17 protein-coding genes are annotated in these 16,444 nt (G+C 37.5%); 14 read left to right on the forward strand and 3 right to left on the reverse strand.

Annotated features, from left to right (window positions below; translation table 11 throughout):
* The first annotated feature begins 230 nt into the window (after window positions 1–230).
* Entirely contained in the window at window positions 231–593 is a 363-nt protein-coding gene (locus BLT95_RS00625; protein WP_089664151.1) for a CoA-binding protein, read from the forward strand.
* Here BLT95_RS00625 and BLT95_RS00630 read toward each other — a convergent pair.
* On the reverse strand, window positions 564–2,009 hold the full coding sequence (locus BLT95_RS00630) for a sodium:solute symporter (protein ID WP_089664152.1): 1,446 nt from the start codon (window positions 2,007–2,009) through the stop codon (window positions 564–566). The two genes, BLT95_RS00625 and BLT95_RS00630, sit on opposite strands and share 30 nt — an antisense overlap.
* A gap of 76 nt (window positions 2,010–2,085) precedes the next feature.
* Here BLT95_RS00630 and recR point away from each other — a divergent pair, with 76 nt between their 5' ends.
* From recR to rimO, 13 genes are all read left to right on the forward strand, one after another.
* Entirely contained in the window at window positions 2,086–2,703 is a 618-nt protein-coding gene (gene recR, locus BLT95_RS00635) for a recombination mediator RecR (protein ID WP_089664153.1), read from the forward strand.
* Between the two features lie 215 nt (window positions 2,704–2,918).
* Window positions 2,919–4,247: a dihydrolipoamide acetyltransferase family protein gene (locus BLT95_RS00640; protein ID WP_089664154.1), complete on the forward strand. Its 1,329-nt coding sequence runs from the start codon at window positions 2,919–2,921 to the stop codon at window positions 4,245–4,247.
* 138 nt (window positions 4,248–4,385) lie between these two features.
* Window positions 4,386–5,162, forward strand: coding sequence for a 3'-5' exonuclease (locus BLT95_RS00645; protein ID WP_089664155.1), 777 nt, complete (start codon window positions 4,386–4,388; stop codon window positions 5,160–5,162).
* Window positions 5,162–5,776, forward strand: coding sequence for a fumarylacetoacetate hydrolase family protein (locus tag BLT95_RS00650; protein WP_089664156.1), 615 nt, complete (start codon window positions 5,162–5,164; stop codon window positions 5,774–5,776). The genes BLT95_RS00645 and BLT95_RS00650 overlap by 1 nt, the downstream gene beginning before the upstream one ends.
* Window positions 5,777–5,785: 9 nt before the next feature.
* Window positions 5,786–6,127, forward strand: a complete 342-nt coding sequence (locus BLT95_RS00655) for an Hpt domain-containing protein (protein ID WP_089664157.1) — start codon at window positions 5,786–5,788, stop codon at window positions 6,125–6,127.
* On the forward strand, window positions 6,124–7,383 hold the full coding sequence (locus BLT95_RS00660) for a competence/damage-inducible protein A (protein ID WP_089664158.1): 1,260 nt from the start codon (window positions 6,124–6,126) through the stop codon (window positions 7,381–7,383). The genes BLT95_RS00655 and BLT95_RS00660 overlap by 4 nt, the downstream gene beginning before the upstream one ends.
* A gap of 227 nt (window positions 7,384–7,610) precedes the next feature.
* Entirely contained in the window at window positions 7,611–7,850 is a 240-nt protein-coding gene (gene rpmB / locus BLT95_RS00665) for a 50S ribosomal protein L28 (protein ID WP_011710112.1), read from the forward strand.
* Window positions 7,851–7,875: 25 nt separating this feature from the next.
* Window positions 7,876–8,058 (forward strand): 50S ribosomal protein L33, encoded by a 183-nt coding sequence (gene rpmG, locus BLT95_RS00670; protein WP_011710111.1) that lies wholly within the window; start codon window positions 7,876–7,878, stop codon window positions 8,056–8,058.
* 7 nt (window positions 8,059–8,065) lie between these two features.
* The gene (locus tag BLT95_RS00675; RefSeq protein WP_084509775.1) at window positions 8,066–8,215 is read left to right on the forward strand and encodes a DUF4295 domain-containing protein; all 150 of its coding nucleotides are present in this window, start codon (window positions 8,066–8,068) and stop codon (window positions 8,213–8,215) included.
* Window positions 8,216–8,355: 140 nt separating this feature from the next.
* Window positions 8,356–9,309 carry a signal recognition particle-docking protein FtsY gene (gene ftsY / locus BLT95_RS00680; RefSeq protein ID WP_089664159.1) on the forward strand — a complete coding sequence of 318 codons (954 nt, stop codon included), beginning with the start codon at window positions 8,356–8,358 and terminating at the stop codon, window positions 9,307–9,309.
* Between the two features lie 56 nt (window positions 9,310–9,365).
* The gene (locus tag BLT95_RS00685) at window positions 9,366–11,000 is read left to right on the forward strand and encodes an amidase family protein (protein WP_089664160.1); all 1,635 of its coding nucleotides are present in this window, start codon (window positions 9,366–9,368) and stop codon (window positions 10,998–11,000) included.
* Entirely contained in the window at window positions 10,993–11,277 is a 285-nt protein-coding gene (locus tag BLT95_RS00690; RefSeq protein WP_231896382.1) for a hypothetical protein, read from the forward strand. Before BLT95_RS00685 ends, BLT95_RS00690 begins: the two co-directional genes overlap by 8 nt.
* Window positions 11,278–11,383: 106 nt before the next feature.
* Window positions 11,384–12,736: a 30S ribosomal protein S12 methylthiotransferase RimO gene (rimO, locus tag BLT95_RS00695; RefSeq protein WP_089664161.1), complete on the forward strand. Its 1,353-nt coding sequence runs from the start codon at window positions 11,384–11,386 to the stop codon at window positions 12,734–12,736.
* A gap of 8 nt (window positions 12,737–12,744) precedes the next feature.
* On the opposite strand, the gene BLT95_RS00700 is transcribed toward rimO, so the two are convergent.
* On the reverse strand, window positions 12,745–13,431 hold the full coding sequence (locus tag BLT95_RS00700; RefSeq protein ID WP_089664162.1) for a VTT domain-containing protein: 687 nt from the start codon (window positions 13,429–13,431) through the stop codon (window positions 12,745–12,747).
* Between the two features lie 179 nt (window positions 13,432–13,610).
* Complete coding sequence (locus tag BLT95_RS00705) at window positions 13,611–16,436, reverse strand: pitrilysin family protein (RefSeq protein WP_089666802.1); 2,826 nt, start codon at window positions 16,434–16,436, stop codon at window positions 13,611–13,613.
* Window positions 16,437–16,444 lie beyond the last annotated feature (8 nt).

Raw genomic sequence — 16,444 nt, forward strand, 5'->3', positions numbered from 1 at the left:
ACGTATTTTGATGATCTTGTGTATAAGTATGACGACTGGAATTTATTTTTGTTACAGGAATTATGTAAAAAATAACCTGCATCTCTATAAAGAAATGCAGGTTTTAGCAAAACCATCTTTATTAACACTAACCATCAAAATTAATAGGATGGTCTTGCAAGGTCCGGACCTCAATCTAAAGACTTCAAAAGCTTTTAAATGTTACACAAAAATTTGTTTAACTTTGAAATATGCAGAAAAAAACACTCGTTTTAGGAGCTTCGTTGAATACAACCCGATATTCTAATCTTGCAATTAACCGTCTTGTAAAGCATGGCCAGCCTACGGTGGCTATTGGTTTACGTAAGGGAAATGTTGAAGGAGTTCAAATTGAAACTGATAAAGTCCCATTTGAAGATGTAGATACTGTCACTTTGTACCTTAATGCAAAGCGGCAGAAAGAATATTATGATTATATCCTATCCTTGAAACCGGAGCGGGTAATATTTAATCCGGGAACTGAAAACCCTGAACTTTATAATATTTTGAGGGAAAATGAGATCTATTTTGAAAATGCCTGCACGTTAGTGATGCTTTCTTCGAAGCAATACTAGTCCTGAAAAAGTTAAGAATCCGTTGAGGATAAGTATAAAGAATCCAAATTCAAACCCAAACCATACCAGGCTGTTCAGACTAATTATATAAGATAAAACAGGGGCTAAGATCGCTACTAATGGTACCAGTTTATCTTTGATTTTCCATCTGGTAAATAATCCAAAAGCATATAATCCCAGTAATGGCCCATAGGTATATCCTGCAAACTGAAAAAGCTTATTAATTACGCTTTTATCTGCAATTGCGTATTTAAAAGCGAGCATTACGAGAATTAGTAAGACTGATATAGCTATATGAATTTGTTTTCTAATTCGTACCTGTTTCTTTTCATCATACTTTTTTTCAATGTCTAGAATATCAATACTGAAAGAGGTAGTAAGTGAAGTTAATGCGCTATCGGCACTGGAATAAGCTGCTGCTATTAATCCCAGAATAAAGAAAGTCGCTACAGCCATTCCCAGATTGCCACTGGTAGCAATAGCAGGGAAAAGATCATCTTTGACTTCAGATACCCCGTTTATATCTGCATAATCCGTTAAAAGAACTCCTAAGGCGAGAAATAGGAAGTTGACAATTACCAGTACTATGGTAAACCAGAATATATTTTTTTGAGCATCTTTCAAACTTCTGCAGGTAAGGTTTTTTTGCATCATATCCTGATCAAGACCTGTCATTACAATGGCTATAAACGCACCTGATAGAAACTGCTTAACGAAATGATCTTTGCTTTTCCAGTCGTCAAAAAAGAAGATCCTGGAATGTTCACTTTCCGCCAGATAGCCGAATAGATTACTTAAATTAAATCCAAGATCTTCAGAAATAAAATAGATAGTGATCCCAAGGGCAAGTAGCATAAAAAATGTTTGCAGCGTATCTGTCCAGATAATTGTTTTTATTCCGCTTTTAAAAGTATAGAGCCATATGAGTAAAATAGTAATGGTTACAGTTACATAATAAGGAACGCCCATGGTGTCAAAAACAATAAGCTGAAGTACATTTGCAACCAGGAAAAGCCTGAAACTAGCCCCTACCACCCTTGATAATAGGAAAAAAGAAGCCCCTGTTTTATATGACGCATTACCAAATCTACTGTCCAGATAGGTGTAGATGGAAGTCAGATTCATCTTATAATAAAGTGGAAGTAAGACCTGCCCAATAACCGCGTAACCTACCGTATAACCCAGAACCACCTGAAAGTAACTGAAAGAATCAGCTTCAACTGTTCCGGGAATAGAGATAAACGTGATCCCGCTAAGGGAGGCACCAATCATTCCAAATGCAACCAGGTACCATGGAGCTTGTTTGTTAGCTTTAAAAAATTCAGCATTACTGCCGCCACGGCCGGTGAAATAAGAAATTAATATAAGTACCGAAAAATAGGCGGCTATAAGGATAAGGACTTGGTATGGTTGCATAATAGTAGTTCTGCGGAGCAATTTACAAATTAAGCATTAAGTAATTTCATCCGCTGAAAAAATCATAAATTCGCATATGGATTTTTCTTCAAAATTACTGGAGCAGGCGGTAGACCAAATGTCTCAATTACCGGGAATAGGTAAGCGAACAGCTTTAAGGTTGGTATTGCATTTATTAAAACAGCCTGAGGAACAAACAAGTCAGTTGTCTAAAGCTTTAATAGATTTGAGACAGAATATCAAGCTTTGCAGTAATTGTTACAATATTAGTGATCGTGAATTGTGTGAGATCTGTGCGAATCCGTCGCGAGTTTCAGAAATTGTTTGTGTGGTGGAAGATATTCGAGATGTGATGGCTATAGAGAATACGGGTCAATATAGAGGACATTATCATGTGCTTGGCGGGAAAATCAGCCCCATGGATGGAATTGGACCTTCTCAGTTAAGCATTAAACCCCTTATAGAAAAAGTGGAGACAGGAAAGATAGATGAGATCATTTTTGCTCTAAGCAGCACTTTAGAAGGGGATACTACGAATTTTTATATTTTCAAGCAGTTAGGAGGGAGTTCTATAAAGACCTCCACGATCGCTCGAGGTATTTCGGTTGGCGATGAGCTTGAGTATGCAGACGAAGTGACGTTGGGTCGCTCCATTACCAACAGAATTCCCTTTGAAAGTTCGATGAAATCTTAGATAAGCCTTTTTTTATCTACTCATTAATCTTTAAAAATGAGCAAATTTTTTTCTATTGCGTAGTTGAAATTGTAATTTTAGCAGGAATTTAAACGGATTGTTTCGCTATAAAAAAATCAGTATAAATCAATTTTATTGATTTTTTAATATTTAATAAGCGGTGTTTTGATTAAATTCGCAACTCAAATAACAAAAATCACATCTGATTTAAAGATATGGCAAAATTTGAATTAAAGTTACCCAAGATGGGTGAAAGTGTTGCTGAAGCAACTATAACTAGCTGGCTTAAAGAAGTTGGGGATACGATAGAAATGGATGAACCGGTTCTTGAAATCGCTACAGATAAAGTGGATAGCGAGGTGCCAAGTGAGGTTGATGGTAAGCTGGTTGAAAAACTCTTTGAAGCAGATGATGTTGTAAAAGTTGGGCAAACTATTGCCATCATAGAAACTGATGGTGAAGTTGAAGGTGGGACAGATGATGCTGAAAATGAAAATGATGAACTAGCTGAAGCTGCCGAGGTAGCAGAAACTGTAGAAACTGCAAAATCGACTGCATCTTCTGAAACTACAGAAGATTATTCAGATTCTTCCAGGTTTTATTCTCCTTTGGTTAAGAACATAGCTAAAGAAGAAGGAATCTCTTTATCAGAGTTAGAAGGTATAGAAGGAACAGGAAAAGAAGGTCGTGTTACTAAAAACGATATTCTTGGATATGTAGAGAATAGAGGTGCCCAGCCAGGTAAATCACAGGCTTCTAAAGGAAAATCTATTGATACTAAAGGAATGGAAGCTGGTGTTTCCAACCAGCCAGAGCCTGTAGTGAGTGGAGAAGATGAGATCATAGAGATGAGCAGAATGGGTAAAATGATCGCTCACCATATGGTAGATAGCGTTCAAAAATCTGCCCACGTTCAGTCTTTTATAGAAGTTGATGTGACCAATATCTGGAACTGGAGAAATAAGCATAAAGCTGATTTTCAGAAAAAGGAAGGTGAAAAACTTACTTTCACGCCAATTTTTATGGAAGCAGTGGCAAAGGCGATCAGGGATTTCCCTATGATCAACATTTCGGTGAATGAAGATGCTACGAAAGTGATCAAAAAGAAAAATATCAATCTGGGAATGGCAGCAGCACTACCAGATGGTAACTTAATTGTTCCGGTAATTAAGAATGCAGACAGGCTGAACCTTGTTGGAATGGCTAAGGCGGTAAATGATCTTGCAAATCGTGCGAGACAGAATAAACTGAAGCCAGACGATATTCAGGGCGGAACGTATACGGTTACTAATGTAGGTACCTTTGGAAGTATCATGGGAACTCCAATTATTAATCAGCCTCAGGTTGGTATTCTGGCTTTGGGGGCTATTAGAAAGATGCCTGCGGTAATTGAAACACCAGATGGTGATTTTATAGGGATTCGTTACAAGATGATCCTTTCTCATAGCTATGATCATAGAGTGGTCAATGGTGCTTTGGGAGGGCAATTTGTTCAAAGAGTAGCTCAATACCTTGAAGATTTTGACAAGAACAGGGAGCTATAATTTTCTAAAAAGATAAACTTTAAAAGCCACGTTTTACGTGGCTTTTTTTTATTGTTTAATGGAAAAATTACGATCCAATTCCGGTACATATCTTATTCAGATTATCAAATTATACTAACTTTACGCAAATTTTAAAATATGGATCTTAAGCTTACCAAACCTATTTGTTTCTTTGATCTTGAAACTACTGGTACCAATATTTCCAAGGATAGAATTGTTGAAATTGCTATTCTAAAAGTATTTCCCAATGGGAATAAGGAAAGTCATACCTGGCTTGTAAATCCTGAGAGGGAAATCCCTGCTGAGGTCATAGCTATTCATGGAATTACAAATGAGAAAGTAGCAAATGAACCTACTTTTAAGGAACTAGCTCAAAAAATTCATGATCTTATAAAGGGTTGTGACTTAGGTGGTTATAACTCTAATCGTTTTGATATTCCTCTTCTGGTGGAGGAATTGTTGCGTGCTGATATCGATTTTGAAATGAAGAATGTAGTTGCGGTGGATGTTCAAACGATCTTCCATAAAAAAGAGCAACGAACCTTATCTGCAGCCTATCAATTTTACTGCGGAAAGGAGCTGGAGGGTGCTCATGGGGCAGAAGCAGATACTGAAGCTACCTACGAGGTTCTAAAATCCCAGCTGGATAAATACGAAGATCTTGAAAATGATATGAAGTGGCTGGCAGATTTCAGTTCAAGGAGAAAATTCGCCGATTTTGCCGGATTTATAAGCTTTGATAAAAAAGGCAAGGAAGTCTTCTCTTTCGGGAAGTATAAAGGAAAGCATGTAGAGCAGGTGTTGGAGGATGAGCCGGGGTATTTTGGATGGATTCAGAATGCAGATTTCCCGTTATACACGAAAAAAGTACTTACCGCGATCAAACTTCGCAAACTCAATAATAAGCTTTCCTAATGAAGATCATTTGTGTAGGTCGTAATTATACAGAGCATATAGAGGAATTAAAGAACGAAAGACCTGAAGATCCTGTGATCTTTCAAAAACCGGATACCTCGATATTATTAAAAAAACAACCCTTCTTTATTCCAGATTTTTCTAATGATGTTCACTACGAGGTGGAAGTTCTAATAAAGATCAAAAAGATAGGAAAACATATTCAGGAGAAATTTGCACATAAATATTATGATGAAGTAGGTTTGGGAATAGACTTTACGGCAAGGGATCTTCAGCAAAAATTAAAGGAGAAAGGCCTGCCGTGGGAAAAAGCTAAAGCATTTGATGGTGCAGCGGTAGTCGGAAATAAGTGGTTGGATAAGAGTGAGTTGTCTAATGTGAACAATCTTAGCTTTAGTCTGCAAAGAAACGATGAGATGGTTCAGCAGGGAAATACCTCCCATATGCTTTGGAAAATTGATGAATTAATTGCTTATATTTCGACGTATTTCACCCTAAAAATAGGGGATGTTATATTTACAGGAACTCCTGCAGGTGTAGGAAAAGTTAATCCTGATGATAGGTTAACCGGATTCCTGGAAGACAATAAAATGTTCTCTATTAAAGTAAAATAACCAACTTAAATGAGTAGTTATAATCTTGATGAAGTAAAAGAAATGGCAGGCGGGGATGATGAATTCATGCTTGTAGTGGTACAGACTTTCCTGGAAGAGATTCCTCCAGATGTGGCGTCTATGAGCGAAGCTGTAAATAATGATAACCCATCACTGGCTTACCAGTTTGCTCACAAAATGAAACCAAATCTTCAACTTTTTGGTTTGAATCTTATGGAACAAATAAAGATCATTGAAGCCTGGTCTAAACAAGGCCAGCGAAAAGAGGAAGTTCCGGGGGCTGTTGAGACAATCGCTAAAAAAGTCGATGTCGCGGCTATCGCCCTTAAACGCGATTTTGAGTTGGAATGAGAGCTGAGATCATTACGATTGGGGATGAAATTCTCATCGGGCAGATTGTTGATACCAATTCAGCATATATCTCTAAAGAACTCAATAAGATAGGCGTAAGCGTTCATCAGATAACGTCCATCCAGGATGAGCGAAACCATATACTTCAAGCTTTGAAAGAGGCTTCAGAAAGAGCTGACATAATCATTGTCACCGGTGGCCTTGGCCCAACTAAAGATGATATTACCAAGAAATGTCTTTGCGAATTTTTTAATGATGATCTTGTTCGCAATGATTCAGTTTTAAAGCATATAGAACAGCTTTTTGACAAATACGTAGATACCCCAATTTCAGATCTTAATCGCGATCAGGCAATGTTGCCTTCCAAATCTATTGCGTTGCATAATGAATATGGAACGGCTGCGGGAATGTGGTTTGAAGAAAAAGAAAAGGTATACATATCTATGCCTGGTGTGCCCTACGAGATGCGTGGTATTATGGAGAATGAGATTATTCCCAGATTAATGAGTAATTATTCAAGACCTGTGATCCTGCACAAAACGGTAATCACCTATGGGATGGGGGAAAGTGCTATTGCTGAAAAAATAGAGACATGGGAAGAAAACCTTCCAGAAGATATTAAGCTTGCTTATTTGCCAGGCCTGGGTAAAGTTAGATTGCGATTAACTGCTAAAGGAAAAGACGAAAATCATTTAAGAGATCTTATAGATAGCCAGGTCACTGCACTTTATCAGTTTATTGGAGAGTTTATAAATGGTTATGAAGATGATGATCCCATTGAAGTGGTGATAGGCCGAATGCTTGTGGAGAACAACTGGAGTTTATCTACTGCTGAAAGTTGTACAGGAGGTCGTCTTGCTTCTAAATTTACCAGGGCACCAGGATCTTCGGCATCATTTAAAGGTAGTGTGGTTTGTTATGCTACCCAGTCAAAGATCGATCTTTTGGAAGTTCCGGAAGAATTGATAGAAAAGCATTCAGTAGTAAGTGCTGAAGTGGTGAAAGCTATGGCTTTGGGATCAAGAAAAAAATTTCAGACTGAATTTGCTATTGCTACTACCGGTAATGCCGGCCCTTCAAAAGGCGATAGTGATGAAGATCTGGGTACTGTTTTTATTGGAATAGCGACACCCGAAGGAGTGGAGGCTTACCGATACAATTTTGGAAATCATCGGGAGAAAGTGATTGGGAAATCGGTGAATAAGGCAATGGAATTACTTCAGCAAAGTATTATAAAATTCAGTAAGAATATTTGATTATCAATTCATTGATGAAATGAATTCTATTATTTGGTGAGTTTCTCTTGATTTATATCTATTAAAAATCTTATTTTTGCAGACGTGAAAGCCCTGAGACAGGAGCGAAACGATGATTCATGCTAATTATTTCAAGTCTAAAATATTTTTTTTGAATTAGTTGCCTGTTAGGTAAAAAAATCGTTAATTTGCAGCCTGTTTTGAAATAACGAGAAAAGTATAGAGCAATGTCAAGAGTTTGTGAACTTACCGGGAAAAGAGCAATGGTTGGGAATAATGTTTCTCACGCCATGAATAAAACCAAACGTAAATTTAACGCCAATCTAGTTAAAAAACGTTTTTTTCTTCCTGAAGAAGACAGATGGGTAACACTTAAAGTGTGTACGTCTGCATTAAAAGATATCAATAAAAAAGGCATTTCTGCCGTAATTAAGGAAGCTAAAGCAAAAGGATTTCTTCAGAAATAATCCTAGCACCTAAAAATATTTCACAATGGCAAAGAAAGGTAACAGAGTTCAGGTAATCCTAGAGTGTACAGAGCATAAGACTTCTGGACAACCAGGTACTTCAAGATATATTACTACAAAAAATAAGAAGAATACACCGGATAGAATCGAGTTGAAGAAATTCAACCCAATTCTTAAGAAAATGACGGTTCATAAAGAAATTAAATAAGTAAGTCATGGCAAAGAAATCAGTAGCATCTATTCAAACAGGATCTAAAAGATTAACCAAAGCGATAAAAATGGTTAAATCTGAGAAAACTGGCGCCTACACTTTTGTAGAACAAATCATGGCTCCGGAAGACGTAAACGACTTCTTGAAGAAGTAAGAATCGTTCACAAACGATTTTAAATAATCTTAAAAAGCCGTCCTGGATTTCATCTGGACGGCTTTTTCTTTTTATGTATATTTATTGCCGCATTATAGAAGGTTTGAACCTTCCTTTGTTTTTAAACCAGCCAAACCAAAATGAGTTTATTTAAAAAGATATTTAATAAAGAGAAAAAAGAAAATCTGGATAAGGGATTGGAAAAATCTAAAACCAATTTCTTTGATAAGATGAGTAAGGCTGTGGCCGGAAAATCTAAAGTAGATGAAGAAGTTCTTGATGATCTGGAAGATGTGCTTGTGAGCAGTGATGTGGGGGTTGCTACCACTGTGAAGATCATTAATAGAATTGAAGAAAGGGTAGCAAGAGATAAATATCTTGGTACCGATGAACTGAATAAAATACTTCGCGAGGAGATCGCCGCATTACTTTCGGAAACTAATACCGGAGAGGATTCAGAAATATCTGTTCCTGAAAATAAGAAACCATATGTTATTATGGTGGTTGGAGTAAATGGTGTTGGAAAAACAACAACTATTGGTAAGCTAGCACATCAATTTAAAAGTAAAGGTCAGAAAGTGGTTCTTGGAGCTGCAGATACTTTTAGAGCCGCGGCTATAGATCAGCTTCAAATTTGGGCAGATCGAACCGATGTTCCTATCATTAAACAGAAGATGGGTAGCGATCCTGCTTCTGTGGCTTTTGATACTGTGCAGAGTGCCGTAAAAATGGATGCTGATGTGGTTTTGATTGATACCGCTGGAAGACTTCACAACAAGGTAAACCTGATGAATGAGCTTACCAAAGTAAAAAGAGTGATGCAGAAAACTATTCCCGATGCGCCACATGAGGTCTTGTTGGTGCTGGATGGTTCTACCGGTCAGAATGCTTTTGAACAGGCCAAACAATTCACTGCGGCTACAGAAGTGACTTCTCTGGCTGTTACAAAACTGGACGGTACTGCTAAAGGTGGTGTAGTGATTGGCATTAGCGATCAATTTAAGATCCCTGTTAAGTATATTGGTGTTGGAGAAGGAATTGAGGATCTACAGGTATTTAATAAATATGAATTTGTAGACTCTTTCTTTAAATAAATTAAGTCTATAACGTAATTTCAAAATTGTTTTTCTTTGAATAAATTTTCTTCCTTATGAAAAAACTTTTACTTCTTCTTACCGCTGTTGCTATTATCAGTTGTAAAAATGACAACACTGAAAAAGACTCTGAAAACTTGCAGGTTAAATCTGATTCAACTAACGTTGAAGAGATAGAATATCGTCAGGTAGATTCCAGGATCATCGATAACGATAGTCTCTGGAAACCATTTGAAGCAGATCTTTCAGAGTTTTCTACGGAAGTTTATGAAGAAGTGAAGGCATTGGTTTTTGAAAAAACGATTCCTGAAATTCAAAAATCTATAAATGAAGAAAAGCTTACCTATGAAGAAGTGGCTTTATTCTATTTAACAAGAATAAAAGAATACGATCGTGATAATGAATTTTCTTTGAATTCTGTGATCTCTTTAAATCCTAACTTAATAAGAGAAGCCAGGGAAAGAGATCAACAAAAAAGCGATGCTGCAAATCGTCATCCAATTTTTGGAATTCCCGTACTGTTAAAAGATAATATCAATACAACTTCGATGCCTACTACGGCAGGCTCTTTTGCACTTCAAAATAACCAGACCCAGGATGCTTTTATCGTAAAACAATTAAAGAATAATGGCGCTTTGATTCTAGGAAAAGCCAACTTAAGTGAATGGGCTAATTTCTTTTGTGAAGGCTGTCCTAATGGTTTTTCTACCGTTGGTGGCCAGACGCTGAATCCTTATGGGAGAAAAGTGCATGATACAGGGGGTTCCAGTTCTGGTAGCGGAGTAGCGGTAGCCGCAAATCTTGCTCCGATTGCAGTAGGATCTGAAACTTCAGGTTCCATCCTGTCTCCAGCAAGTTCAAATTCGGTGGTGGGATTAAAGCCAACGATCGGGGTTTTAAGCAGAGGCGGAATTGTCCCAATTTCGAGCACGCTGGACACTCCGGGACCCATAACAAAAAATGTGATAGATAACGCTATTTTAATGGATGCCATGAAGGGCGTCGATAATGCAGATCCAGCTTCCAAAACTGCAGGAAGTCAAAATAAAATTTTTTATTCTAACCTTGAAGAAGGCGATCTTAAAGGAAAGCGTCTGGGTGCGATCAAAGCTTTAATGGAAGATTCTCTTTATGTGAGAGCGATTAACGACCTTAAGAATGCCGGTGCAGAGATTGTTGAATTCGAAGCTGAAGATATAAACCTCCCAAACTTTCGGAGGCTTTTAAATATTGATATGAAAAAGGATCTTCCGGCTTATTTAAAGGATTATGGCGGGGAAGTGGATTATAAAAATGTACAGGATGTAATTGCTTATAACAATGAGGATTCTTTGAATAGGGCACCTTATGGTCAGGCATTATTTTTAGGGATTGTAAAAGATTCAGCTTCAGAAAAGGAATTTTCAGCAATTAAGGATACACTGAAAACCAACGGAACCCGTTTTTTTGAAAAACCAATGAAAGAACATAATCTGGATGCAGTTTTGTCTATCAATAATTTTCATGCGGGGTATGCTGCCGTAGCTAAATATCCGGCGATCACAATTCCTATGGGATATACTTCTGAAAATAAACCTATGGGATTAACCATGATAGGAAAACCATTTTCTGAAGAACAATTACTTCAATATGCCTATATTTTTGAAAAAGCTACCAAGAGAAGAAAAACCCCTTCGGCATATAATGAGTAGTAATTCTCAAAGATATCTCGTTCTAATCTCGAAGATCATATTCTTTTACAGTGTTTTTTATGTGATCATGAAGATAATTGCTGTCTTTACCGGGGCATGGGCAATACCAAATCTCATTCTTTCTATCCCATACCTGGGATTTGCCATTGTTGGAGCATTGATGGTAAAGCGAAATTCTTACCATTGGGCGTATGTAATCCCCGGGGCTATTCTAATAAGTATCGTGAGATATTATGAAAAAGAATGGATGCTTCAGCTTCACGAATATTTCTCTTAAAATCTTCAATGTAAAGACTTTCAGGTATATCTAATTTTAGATTGTATCTTTGCACCCGCTTTGATTTTTTCATCGGAAGAGATTCGAGCTAAAAAGGAATAAGTTTATGAGGACGAAGTCACTAAAGAAGAACAGGATCAATGTGGTAACCCTTGGTTGTAGCAAGAATGTTTATGACTCTGAGGTTTTGATGGGACAGCTGAAGGCGAATGATAAAGACGTGGTACATGAAGAAGACGGGAATATTGTAGTGATAAACACCTGTGGGTTTATTGATAATGCTAAAGAACAGTCTGTAAATACCATTCTAGAATTCGTTGAGAAAAAGCAGCAGGGTGATGTAGATAAGGTCTTTGTGACCGGTTGTTTAAGTGAACGCTATAAACCAGATCTCCAAAATGAAATTCCAGATGTAGACCAGTATTTTGGAACTACAGAACTTCCCTGCCTTTTGAAAGCGCTCGAAGCCGATTATAAACATGAATTGATCGGAGAACGCTTAACTACCACTCCAAAAAATTACGCATATTTAAAGATTGCTGAAGGCTGTGATCGTCCATGTTCTTTTTGCGCCATCCCATTAATGCGTGGCGGACATAAATCTACACCTATTGAAAATCTTGTTACCGAAGCTAAGAAGCTTGCGGCAAACGGCGTAAAAGAATTGATATTGATCGCACAGGATCTTACTTATTATGGTCTTGATCTTTATAAAAAACGAAATCTGGCCGAGTTGCTTGAAAATCTGGTTAAGGTTGAAGGTATTGAGTGGATACGTTTGCATTATGCTTTTCCAACAGGATTTCCAATGGATGTTTTGGAGGTGATGAAACGGGAGCCAAAAGTTTGTAATTATCTGGACATTCCACTTCAGCATATTTCAGATGATCTTCTAAAGTCGATGCGCAGAGGAACCACTCATGAAAAAACAACTAAACTCCTGAAAGAATTCAGGAAAACAGTGCCGGAAATGGCAATAAGGACCACCCTTATTGTGGGTTATCCTGGGGAAACAGAAGAGCATTTTCAGGAATTGAAAGAATGGGTAAAAGAGATGCGTTTTGAGCGTCTTGGTTGTTTTACCTATTCTCATGAAGAAAACACACATGCATATAATCTGGAGGATGATGTTCCGCAGGAAATAAAGCAGGAGCGCGCTAACGAGATCATGGAAATTCAATCACAGATCTCCTGGGAGCTTAATCAGCAGAAAATTGGTGAGATCTTCAAGGTGGTGATAGATAGAAAAGAAGGAAACTATTTTATTGGTCGTACAGAATTTGATTCACCAGATGTAGATAATGAGGTATTAATTGACGCCACTTCGGTATACCTTAAAACAGGTGATTACTACGAGGTGAAGATCACCGATGCTGCAGATTTTGACCTTTATGGGGAAGCTTTGAATGTGACTGCTGAAAAACCTAAACGAAAAGAAATAAAGGTTAGAACTGAATAAATTATCATCTAATCCTTTCTTTTCTTTTTTCCTTTTCGGTAATCTATATAAACATAGATGCCGTAAATCAGAATTCCGGCGCCTCCAATCCAGTAAAGCCCGTTTTTTAACTGATCTATATCCTGGCCAAAATAGGCAATGGCAAAAGAGAGCGGTATAATCCCGGTTAAGGTAGCGAGAATAAATTTCTTGTAAGTCATACTCAACATGCCAGCCACAATGCTAATAGCATCATTGGAAAGGAAAGGAGAAATACGAAAAATAGCGATGGTCCAGAATCCATATTCTGAAACCCAGAATTCAACCTTTTTATTTTTTGATTTTCCCATGATTTCTTCCAGATGATCTTCTCCAAGCCATTTTCCAATATAAAAAGCTATTGAAGAAGCACAGAAAACACCTACAATAGAGATCAAAGCGCCGCCCCAGAATCCATAAGCCAGTACCGCAACGATCATGGGGAGCCATGATGGAAAAACCACCAGGAAAATTTGTAATATTATTACCAGTATGATAGCAATTGGTCCCCAGAACCCAAAACTTTTAAAATGATCCTGAATCTTATTTTCGTCTTTACTCCATAAGATCTGCCAGGTATTATTAATGAACTCCTGAAATGGAGGATACAGAAAATATAAAAGTATTAAACCAGCGATAATACTTCCGGTAATTATATAAGACAGCTTTTTAGACAAATTGGTGGTTTTTGATTATTCCGGAATGCATTACTAAATTTCAATATAAAACTAAGGTTATTCTTAACCAGGTTCATATCATGAAATTCTAGACAGTATTCATATTCAAATCTCGAACGAGAAGATATGAAAAAGGCGGGAATTGTGTTTCCCGCCAACCTTAAAGCTTTTATAAAGTTTTATTTGCCCTCATGCTCATTTAGCAGGATTGGGTCTCCATAGCCAAGATCCTGAAGTTTTTCCATTTGAGTTTCTGCATCTCCCACAATGAGATAGTACATCCTTTCCGGATCTATATATTTTTTCGCCAGATCCTGAATATCCAGAACGCTAATATCTTCAACCTTAGATTCCCTGTCTTTTATATAATCGTAATCATATCCATAATCATTGATTTCGCGTAGCATATTAAGTTTAGCTCCCAGTGTCTCAAATCTTCTGGCATTGCTCTTTATCATAAAACTTTTTGTAACCTCAAGATCCTCCTGTGTAAAAGTTTCTGGATACTCTTTCAGGATATCCCTAACCAGTTCAGCCGCTTCATAAGTAATGTTAGTTCTAACACCACTGCTAATCATAAACGGACCAATATAGGACTGGTCTGCAAATCCTGAACGTATTCCGTAGGTGTAACCTTTTCCTTCTCTTAATTGCTGCGTGAGGCGTGAAGCGAAACCACCTCCTCCCAAGCGATAATTCATAACCTCGGCGGGATAAAAATTCTGGTCTGTTGCAGCCAATGCTGGTGCGCCAAATGCAAGTACAGATTGTTTCGCTCCTGGAACATCATAAAAATATACTTTCGATTTCTGCGGAAGTTCAAAATCAGGGATCTCCGGAAAAGCAACATTTTTCGGAGCCCAGTTTGCTGAAATAGCCTTTAGAGAATTAACAGTTTCTGTTTTATTTACAGCACCAACGGCCATAAACGTAGAAGCCAATGGTGATAAATTTTCTTTGTAATAATCTTTAAGGTCCTCTATTTTCAGACTAGTAACAGTTTCAGAAGTTCCCAGCTCATTAAAAGAAAGAATATTTTTCTCTCCATAAATAAGCTTTTTAAATTCATTTTGTGCAATTGCATTAGGATCGCCCTTTTCTTCCTGTAAACGACTTAAGGTTTGCTGCTTTATAAGTTCAAATTCTTTTTCATCCCATCGGGGTTCCAATAGGATCTCTTTAACCAGATCCATAGTTTCCGAAAAGTTTTTAGCCAGGGTATTTCCAGAAATCGTCATCTTTTCTTCACTGGAATTTACATAAATGGAGGCACCTAACAATTCGATAGCTTCTTCCAGCTCAGCTGGAGTTTTTTTAGCAGTTCCTTTGGTCATCATACTGGCGAGCATATTTGACACTCCAGCTTTTTGAGTGCTTTCCAGTAATTGGCCTCCTTTCATTTCCAGGCTGAACTGTACAACCGGTACTTCCTTATTTGTGATACCCATGATCTTCATCCCAGAAGGCATCCTGGCATCCCAGATTTCAGGAATATTAAGTGCTGGTTTTCCCTGATATGGCGGCTCAATACTTCTATCGAAACTGGAAGGAGTTTTTGTATACGTTACTTTTTGATTGGGATCAAAATCTTCTTCAGCTCCTTCTACGATCTTTTCTTCAATAACTTCTGCTTTTTCAGAATTTTCCAGGGCCTGTTCGGGTTGTCCTTTAGGAACAAAACTTGTTGCTACAAAATGTTTATCACTGATGTATTTTTTAAAGACCTGCATTACATCAGCTGTTGTTACGGCCAGCATTTTATCTACTTCCTTATTAATAAAATTAGGGTCCTTAGCAAATATTTCATACTGGGCTAATTGAAATCCTTTTCCCAATACACTGGAAATAGAATTGTAAAAATCTGTTTCCAGTCCAGCTTTTATTCTTTTAAGATCCTTTTGCGGAATTCCATTTTTTTCAAATTCGGTAAAGGTTTCATCAATTGCAAGTTTTACAGAATCCAGATCTTTTCCGTCAAAAGCCCTTACCTGAAGCATTAACTGGCCCGCAAGTTCTGAGGTGTAATTGAACATATTTACACTACCAGTAAGCTGCTTCCTTTCTACAAGGTTTTTATATAAAGGGGCATTTTTACCATCGGCTAAATATTTAGTTAATATCTCTAAGGCAAAGGAATCTTCATGATAAGAATAGACTGATGGCCAGGTAAGCGTTAATTCGGGTAATTTGGCAAAATTATCTTCATGATAAAGTTTTTTAGATGATGATAGTGTAACCAGCTGTTTCTCCAATTCCTGCATCTCAGGCCCTCGTTCTATCTCGTCAAAATATTTATGTACCCATTCTTTAGCCTGATCTTTGTCAAAATCTCCTGCAATGGTCAGGATCACATTATTCGGGACATACCATTTATTATAAAAGTCTTTTACATCCTGTAAAGTCGCATTTTGAAGATCTTCCAGGCTTCCAATGACCTGCCAGTTGTAAGGATGATTTTTTGGGTACAGGTTTCTATCTACCACGTAAAAAGTATGACCATATGGGCGGTTATCAACACCCTGGCGCTTTTCATTCTTTACAACCTGCTTTTCTTTGGCAAGTACGGGTTTTGTCACCGTATTAATAAAATAACCAAGTTTATCGGCTTCGGCCCATATCATTTTTTCGAGGGCATCGTTAGGAACGGTTTGAAAATAATTGGTTCTGTCTCTACTGGTAGAGCCATTAGCTCCGGAACCTCCAATTCTTGCACTTAGCTTATCTAAACCTCCCTTTCCCAGGTTTTCAGATTCCAGAAAGAGGAGATGTTCAAATAAATGTGCAAAACCGGTTCGCCCTTCTTTTTCTCTGGCTGAACCAACATGAGCAGTGAGCGCAACAGCCACCACTGGATCTGATGTGTCCTGATGTAGAATTACCTTTAATCCATTCTCTAGATTAAAAGTTTCAAAATCAACTGAAAAATTTTCTGCTGTCTCCTGGCTGAAACCTAAAGAAACAGTCCCCGTTATAAATAGTAAGAGGAGGGATTTAATATATTTCATATACTGTT

It is taken from the genome of Gramella sp. MAR_2010_147 (assembly GCF_900105135.1).
Lineage (GTDB): Bacteria > Bacteroidota > Bacteroidia > Flavobacteriales > Flavobacteriaceae > Christiangramia.

Excerpts from the sequence above, each read along its gene's own strand:
- BLT95_RS00625 (WP_089664151.1), top strand. The coding sequence starts at position 231 with ATGCAGAAAAAAACACTCGTTTTAGGAGCTTCGTTGAATACAACCCGA.
- BLT95_RS00630 (WP_089664152.1), bottom strand. The coding sequence starts at position 2,009 with ATGCAACCATACCAAGTCCTTATCCTTATAGCCGCCTATTTTTCGGTA.
- recR (WP_089664153.1), top strand. The coding sequence starts at position 2,086 with ATGGATTTTTCTTCAAAATTACTGGAGCAGGCGGTAGACCAAATGTCT.
- BLT95_RS00640 (WP_089664154.1), top strand. The coding sequence starts at position 2,919 with ATGGCAAAATTTGAATTAAAGTTACCCAAGATGGGTGAAAGTGTTGCT.
- BLT95_RS00645 (WP_089664155.1), top strand. The coding sequence starts at position 4,386 with ATGGATCTTAAGCTTACCAAACCTATTTGTTTCTTTGATCTTGAAACT.
- BLT95_RS00650 (WP_089664156.1), top strand. The coding sequence starts at position 5,162 with ATGAAGATCATTTGTGTAGGTCGTAATTATACAGAGCATATAGAGGAA.
- BLT95_RS00655 (WP_089664157.1), top strand. The coding sequence starts at position 5,786 with ATGAGTAGTTATAATCTTGATGAAGTAAAAGAAATGGCAGGCGGGGAT.
- BLT95_RS00660 (WP_089664158.1), top strand. The coding sequence starts at position 6,124 with ATGAGAGCTGAGATCATTACGATTGGGGATGAAATTCTCATCGGGCAG.
- rpmB (WP_011710112.1), top strand. The coding sequence starts at position 7,611 with ATGTCAAGAGTTTGTGAACTTACCGGGAAAAGAGCAATGGTTGGGAAT.
- rpmG (WP_011710111.1), top strand. The coding sequence starts at position 7,876 with ATGGCAAAGAAAGGTAACAGAGTTCAGGTAATCCTAGAGTGTACAGAG.
- BLT95_RS00675 (WP_084509775.1), top strand. The coding sequence starts at position 8,066 with ATGGCAAAGAAATCAGTAGCATCTATTCAAACAGGATCTAAAAGATTA.
- ftsY (WP_089664159.1), top strand. The coding sequence starts at position 8,356 with ATGAGTTTATTTAAAAAGATATTTAATAAAGAGAAAAAAGAAAATCTG.
- BLT95_RS00685 (WP_089664160.1), top strand. The coding sequence starts at position 9,366 with ATGAAAAAACTTTTACTTCTTCTTACCGCTGTTGCTATTATCAGTTGT.
- BLT95_RS00690 (WP_231896382.1), top strand. The coding sequence starts at position 10,993 with ATGAGTAGTAATTCTCAAAGATATCTCGTTCTAATCTCGAAGATCATA.
- rimO (WP_089664161.1), top strand. The coding sequence starts at position 11,384 with ATGAGGACGAAGTCACTAAAGAAGAACAGGATCAATGTGGTAACCCTT.
- BLT95_RS00705 (WP_089666802.1), bottom strand. The coding sequence starts at position 16,436 with ATGAAATATATTAAATCCCTCCTCTTACTATTTATAACGGGGACTGTT.